The sequence below is a fragment of the Streptomyces bobili genome, from assembly GCF_002154575.1.
Lineage (GTDB): Bacteria > Actinomycetota > Actinomycetes > Streptomycetales > Streptomycetaceae > Streptomyces > Streptomyces bobili.
In genome coordinates, this window is record NZ_MUBA01000139.1 from 23200 (window position 1) to 29422 (window position 6223).

Below are 6223 nucleotides of genomic sequence, written 5' to 3' on the forward strand. Positions count from 1 at the left end.
ACCCCGAGGCCGAGGACCGGCCGGCACCATGAGCGACAAGCAGCGGCACCTCATCGAGGAACTCGTCTCCTCGCACGGCCGCACCTACGCGCAGGAGGCGGGCATCCGGCTGAAGAACACTCCTCAGCCGCTGTACCGCACCCTCGTGCTGGCCCATCTGCTCAGCGCCCGCATCCGCGCCTCCACCGCCGTCGCTGCCGCCCGCGCCCTTTCCGACGCGGGGATGCGCGACCCCCGAGGCATGGCCGAAGCGACCTGGCAGCAGCGTGTCGACGCCCTGGGCCGCGGCGGCTACCGGCGCTACGACGAACGCACGGCGACCCAACTCGGCGAGGCGGCCGAGCTGTTGACCGAGCGATGGGGCGGCGACCTGCGTCGCATGCGGGAGGAGGCCGACGGGGACGTCTCCCGGCTGCGCCGCCTGCTCCAGGAGGTGACGGGGATCGGGCCCGCCGGAGCGGACATCTTCCTGCGCGAGGTCCAGAGCGTCTGGCCGGAGGCGGCCCCGTACATCGACGCGAAGGCCTTGGACGGCGCGCGCCGGCTCGGCCTCCCGGACGAGCCGGACCGGCTGGTCGAGCAGGCCCGGCCCGCCGAACCGGCCGAACTCGCGGCCGCGTTGGTGCGGGCGGCACTGGACAAGAAGCTGGTCGACGAGGTGTTCGCCAGGGCCGGCTGACGCCGCCCGCGGCGGGACGGCCCGCTGCCCCGTCCGCGCCATCGAGAGCGGCGCCGCAGCTCTCGGACACGGCACCTCTTGGACACCGCACTTCTCGGACACGACAGAGGCCGCCTTCTCATCGCTGAGAAGACGGCCTCTGATCCGACTTCGAAAAGTCGGGACGACAGGATTTGAACCTGCGACCCCTTGACCCCCAGTCAAGTGCGCTACCAAGCTGCGCCACGTCCCGTTGCCCGTCTGACCTGGGGTTTCGCCCGGCCGGACTCGCAGGGAAACAATACCGCACTCGGGTCGGTGATCGCGCACGCCTTTACGGCGCCCCCTCCCCCGCCACACCCAGTCCCGGATGGGCCTCCAGGAGGGAGGCCGGGGCGGCCTGACGCCAGGAGTCGGCGAGGATGTCCCGCAGCTCGGCCTCGTCCTCCAGGGCGGCCAGCCGGACCCGGACCCAGGCGAACTGGGCCTCGTGGCCGGCGATCCAGAACTTCCCCGGCTCGGCGAGAGCCAGTTCGTCACGCTCCTCCTTGGGGCAGCGCACGGCGATCGAGGTCTCGTCCTCGGGCAGGGTGGCGAACATCTTGCCCGCGACCCGGAACGTGGGCATGTTCCACGCGGTCTTCTCCGTCGTGTCCGGCAGGGACAGGGCGACACGGCGTACGTCTTCGGCGTCCGGCATGCTTCGCACGGTAACGGCAGGCACTGACAGTCACCTCGTGGCGAGGTGCTTGTAGTAGAGGGTCGTCGGCCGCAGCACACCGGCCGGGTCGGCCGCGTAGTCGGGGATGATCCCCGCCCTGGTCCATCCCGCCGTGCGGTAGAGGTGTTCGGCGGGGCTGTCGGTCTCGGTGTCGAGGTGCAGCAGGGTGACACCGGCCGCGGCGGCGGCCTCCTCGGCGGTGGCCAGCAGCCGGCGCCCGAGGCCCTGGCCCCGGGCGTCCCGGTGGACCATGAGCTTGACGAGCTCGGCGCGGTGGCGGCTGTTCGGTTTGTCCGGAAAGGCCAGGGTGACGGTGCCGGTGACCCGGTCGCCGTCGAGCGCCGCCCAGACCGCCAGGTGGCCGGCGGCGACCCCGGCCGCACGCCCCTCCCACCAGGCGAGGGCCTGCGCACGGTCCAGCGGGGCGAGGAAGCCGACGGAGGCGCCGCCGGCCACCGTGTCGGCCAGCAGGCCGGCCAGTTCCCCGGCGTGGCCGAGGAGTGCGGTGGCGTCGAGCCGGGTCGTCGTCATGGCAGCACCACCGCCAGCACGTACCGCGTCTCCCGGTCGCCGGTGCAGCAAAACCGTGTCGGCCCCCACACCCGCAGTCGCAGGCAGTCACCGGCGTCCAGACGGTGCTCGACGTCCTGCGCCGTCACCGCGAGGGCGCCCTCCAGGACCCAGATGTGCTGTTCCAGGCCGGGCACGGGCGGCCGGTCGTAGGCGAGGTCGGCGCCCGCGGCGAGCCGGCCCTCGACGAGTTCGCCGCGCAGCGCCGGGTGCGGCGGCGAGACGGACCGCCGGACGAAGCCGGAGGCGCGGTCCTCCCATACGCCCTGCTCGCCGGCCCGCACCAGCGGCACCGGCCCGGCCTGCGCCTCGACCTCGCTGAGCAGCCGGGACATGGTCCGCCCGTAGACATGGCACAGGCGGTTCAGCAGGGCGGCGGTCGGGCTGATCTCGGCGCGCTCGGCGCGGGAGAGGGTGGAGCGGCTCACCCCGCTGCGCTCGGCCAGTTCACCGAGCGACCAGCCGCGTTCGCCGCGCAGTTCGGCCAGGCGGGCGGCGAGCCGGGCGTCGACCTCGTCCTCGACAGGATGTTTCATATTCGGGATGCTATCCCAGATCCGGGACGCACTCAGGTGGGGGTGACCTGTTCCAGCGCGTCCAGCACCGGGCGGATCAGCGGGTGTTCCTCCGCCCCGCGGCGCACCGCCGCGAAGACGCGGCGGGTCGGGGGCACGCCGTCGACCGGGCGGACGACCACGCCGGCCAGGTCCATGCCGCGCAGCGCCGAGCGCGGGACCAGCGCCACACCCGCCTCCGCCGAGGCCAGCGCCACGACGGCGCGGAAGTCGTCCGAGGAGTGCTCCAGGCGGGGCTGGAAACCGGCGTTCTCGCAGGCCAGGACGACCACGTCGTGGCAGGGGTTGCCGGGGTAGGGGCCGATCCACTGATCCTTGGCCAGTTCGGCGAGCGGTACCTCGGCGCACTCGGCGAGGCGGTGGGTGACCGGGACGACCGCGTCGAAGGGCTCGGCGTAGAGCGGGACGTGGGCGAGGCGCGGATCGTCGGCGGCGGGCGCCCCGCGGTACTCGACGGCCACGGCGATGTCGACCTGCCGGTCGAGGACCATCGGCAGGCTGGCGTCGCCCTCGGCGTCCTGGACGCGGATCCGGATCCCCGGGTCGGTGCCGGCGAGCCGGGCCAGGGCGGGCGCGACGACCAGGGCGATGCCGGTCGCGAAGGCGGCGACGGTGACCGTGCCGGCCGTGCCCGCGTCGTAGGCGGCCAGTTCCGCCTCCGCCCGCTCCAGCTGGGCGAGGACCGCGTGGGTGTGGGCGAGCAGGATCTCACCGGCCGGGGTGAGCCGTACGCCCTTGGCGCCGCGCTCCACCAGGCGGTGGCCGGTCTCCTGCTCCAGGGCGGTGAGCTGCTGGGAGACGGCGGACGGGGTGAGGTACAGCGCGGCGGCAGCCGCCGTCACCGTGCGGTGGTCGGCCACCGCACGGAGGATGTGGAGCCGCCGCGCTTCGATCATGGGATCGATTATCGCAAGATGGATTATCGCGATATGTCCGGGGTGGCCGACTCAGGCCTCCAGCTCCGCGCGCGCCGCCACGAAGGCGTCCACGGCACGGTCGACGTCGGCCGTGGAGTGCGCGGCCGAGAGCTGGACCCGGATACGGGCCTGCCCCTGCGGGACGACCGGGTAGGAGAAGCCGATCACGTACACCCCGCGCTCCAGCAGCAGCTCGGCCATCCGGCTCGCCCGCGCCGCGTCACCGATCATCACGGGCGCGATGGCGTGGTCGCCGGGCAGGACGTCGAAGCCCTCTTCCGTCATCCGGCGGCGGAAGAGCCCGGTGTTCTCGGCCAGCCGCAACCGCAGGTCGTCGGCCGTCTCCAGCAGGTCGAGGACCTTGAGGGAGGCGGCGGCGATGACCGGCGCGAGGGTGTTGGAGAACAGGTAGGGGCGGGAGCGCTGGCGCAGGAGGGCCACGACCTCGGCGCGGGCGGCGACATAGCCGCCGGACGCCCCGCCCAGCGCCTTGCCGAGGGTGCCGGTGATGATGTCGACGCGGTCCATCACACCGTGCAGCTCGGGGGTGCCGCGGCCACCGGGGCCGACGAAGCCGACGGCGTGCGAGTCGTCGACCATGACCATCGCGTCGTAGCGGTCGGCGAGGTCGCAGATGTCGGCGAGGGGGGCGAGGTAGCCGTCCATGGAGAAGACGCCGTCGGTGACGATCAGCCGACGGCGGGCGCCCCCTTCGACCGCCTCCTTCAACTGCCGTTCCAGGTCGGCCAGATCGCGGTTGGCGTAGCGGAAGCGGCGGGCCTTGGAGAGCCGGATGCCGTCGATGATGGAGGCGTGGTTGAGGGCGTCGGAGATCACCGCGTCCTCGGGACCGAGCAGTGTCTCGAAGACACCGCCGTTGGCGTCGAAGCAGGAGGAGTACAGGATCGTGTCCTCCTGGCCGAGGAACGCCGACAGCCGTGCCTCCAGCTCCTTGTGGACCTCCTGGGTGCCGCAGATGAACCGCACGGACGCCATGCCGTAGCCCCAGCGGTCCAGGGCCTCGTGGGCGGCGGCGATCACCTCGGGGTGGTCGGCGAGGCCGAGGTAGTTGTTGGCGCAGAAGTTGAGTACCTCGCCCGGCCGGCCGCCCGCGGTGACGGCGACGGTCGCCGACTGGGGGCTGCCGATGACCCGCTCGGGCTTGTGCAGGCCGGCGGCGCGGATCTCGTCGAGGGTGGCGCGCAGGTCGTCGCGCACGGAGTCGAACATGGTGTAACTCCTCAGGAATGCAGGTGACTTACGCGGTCCAGTCGAGGATGACCTTGCCGCCGGTGCCGCTCGCCGCGTCGGCGAACGCCGCCTCGAAGTCGCGGTGGCCGTAGCGGCCGGTGATCACGGGGGCGAGGTCGAGGCCGCCCTCCAGCAGGACCGACATCGCGTACCAGGTCTCGAACATCTCACGGCCGTAGATGCCCTTGATGGTGATCATCGACGTGACGACGCGCGCCCAGTCGACGGCGAACTCCTCGGCGGGCAGGCCGAGCATGGCGATCCGGCCGCCGTGCGTCATGTTGGCGATCATGTCGCGCATCGCCTCGGGGCGCCCGGACATCTCCAGGCCGATGTCGAAGCCCTCGCGCAGGCCCAGCTCGCGCTGCCCGTCGGCGATGGTCGCGCGGGAGACGTTCAGGGCCAGGCTCGCGCCGATCTTGCGGGCGAGTTCCAGGCGCTCCTCGCTGACGTCGGTGACGACGACGTTGCGGGCGCCGGCGTGCCGGGCGACGGCGGCGGCCATCAGGCCGATCGGTCCGGCCCCGGTGATCAGCACGTCCTCGCCGACCAGTGGGAAGGACAGCGCGGTGTGGACGGCGTTGCCGAACGGGTCGAAGATCGCCGCCACGTCGAGGTCCACCGGGACGCGGTGCACCCAGACGTTCGCGGCGGGCAGCGCCACGTACTCGGCGAACGCGCCGTCGCGGCCGACGCCCAGACCGACGGTGGCCCGGCACAGGTGGCGGCGCCCGGCCAGGCAGTTGCGGCACCTGCCGCAGACCAGGTGTCCCTCGCCGCTCACCCGGTCGCCGGCCTTGATCTCGGCGACGTCGCGCCCGGTCTCGACGACCTCGCCGACGAACTCGTGCCCGAGGACCAGGGGGGTGCGGATCGTCTGCCGCGCCCAGCCGTCCCAGGCCCGGATGTGCAGATCGGTGCCGCAGATGCCGGTACGCAACACCTTGATCAGTACGTCCCCGGGTCCGATGGTGGGCTCCGGCACGTCCGCGAGCCACAGTCCCGGCTCCGCCTTCTGCTTGACCAGCGCCTTCACGCCACGGCTCCTGAGGTTGAGACCCCCGCGCCGGGCATGCCGAAGCGGCCCGCTGCGGGGGAAAGGGGGTGGAATCCGGTAGCAATCTGCCGTACGGCGGCGCCGCGGTCCATCGAGACTTTCTTAAGCGCCGCCACAGTTGCGCTTCACGCCCCGTGGCGGCGTGCCACTCTGGACGGGGGACCGACGAGGGGAAGCCGCTCATGACCACAGCGCAGGACCTGATGATCGTCTCGCTGGACGTGACGCCCGCGCGCCCCGTCGAGCAGGGTGAACTCTCCCTCGCCCTCGCGGGCGCCGAGCTGATCGACCTCGCGGAGGCGGGCGTGGTCGTCCTCGACGGCGACCGGGTGACACCCGGCCGGGCCGCGCCCCCGGACGACCGCCTGCTGGCGGACGCCGCGTCCTCGCTGGTACGGCGGGAGCCGTACGAGTCGGTCGAGGAGTGGCTGTGGCGCCGCGGCCGGGGCCTGGCGTCGGCCTACACCGCCCGGA

The 6223-nt window shown here is 72.9% G+C and carries 8 protein-coding genes and 1 tRNA gene; 2 read left to right on the forward strand and 7 right to left on the reverse strand.

The genetic code is table 11. From position 1 onward, the window contains the following. Window positions 1–28: 28 nt before the first annotated feature. Window positions 29–679 (forward strand): endonuclease, encoded by a 651-nt coding sequence (locus tag BZL64_RS12655; RefSeq protein ID WP_086769121.1) that lies wholly within the window; start codon window positions 29–31, stop codon window positions 677–679. A 158-nt stretch (window positions 680–837) separates the two neighbouring features. On the opposite strand, the gene BZL64_RS12660 is transcribed toward BZL64_RS12655, so the two are convergent. The 7 genes from BZL64_RS12660 to tdh all read right to left on the reverse strand — a co-directional run bounded on the left by BZL64_RS12660 (window position 838) and on the right by tdh (window position 5728). Beyond that, window positions 838–911, reverse strand: a tRNA-Pro gene (locus tag BZL64_RS12660). Window positions 912–992: 81 nt separating this feature from the next. Next, the gene (locus BZL64_RS12665; RefSeq protein ID WP_167396133.1) at window positions 993–1358 is read right to left on the reverse strand and encodes an MmcQ/YjbR family DNA-binding protein; all 366 of its coding nucleotides are present in this window, start codon (window positions 1356–1358) and stop codon (window positions 993–995) included. Window positions 1359–1388: 30 nt separating this feature from the next. Then, window positions 1389–1910 (reverse strand): GNAT family N-acetyltransferase, encoded by a 522-nt coding sequence (locus BZL64_RS12670; RefSeq protein ID WP_086769124.1) that lies wholly within the window; start codon window positions 1908–1910, stop codon window positions 1389–1391. Beyond that, a complete protein-coding gene (locus BZL64_RS12675) occupies window positions 1907–2485 on the reverse strand; it encodes a helix-turn-helix domain-containing protein (protein WP_086769126.1) in 579 nt (192 codons plus the stop codon). Before BZL64_RS12675 ends, BZL64_RS12670 begins: the two co-directional genes overlap by 4 nt. A 32-nt stretch (window positions 2486–2517) precedes the next feature. Then, complete coding sequence (locus BZL64_RS12680; RefSeq protein ID WP_086769129.1) at window positions 2518–3420, reverse strand: LysR family transcriptional regulator; 903 nt, start codon at window positions 3418–3420, stop codon at window positions 2518–2520. A gap of 51 nt (window positions 3421–3471) precedes the next feature. Further along, window positions 3472–4671 carry a glycine C-acetyltransferase gene (locus tag BZL64_RS12685; RefSeq protein ID WP_086769131.1) on the reverse strand — a complete coding sequence of 400 codons (1200 nt, stop codon included), beginning with the start codon at window positions 4669–4671 and terminating at the stop codon, window positions 3472–3474. Between the two features lie 28 nt (window positions 4672–4699). Further along, the gene (gene tdh, locus BZL64_RS12690; protein ID WP_086769133.1) at window positions 4700–5728 is read right to left on the reverse strand and encodes an L-threonine 3-dehydrogenase; all 1029 of its coding nucleotides are present in this window, start codon (window positions 5726–5728) and stop codon (window positions 4700–4702) included. Window positions 5729–5931: 203 nt separating this feature from the next. Between tdh and BZL64_RS12695 the strand changes: the two genes are divergently transcribed. Next, window positions 5932–6223: GPP34 family phosphoprotein (locus BZL64_RS12695; protein ID WP_143663106.1), on the forward strand; the 292-nt coding region annotated here is incomplete at its 3' end.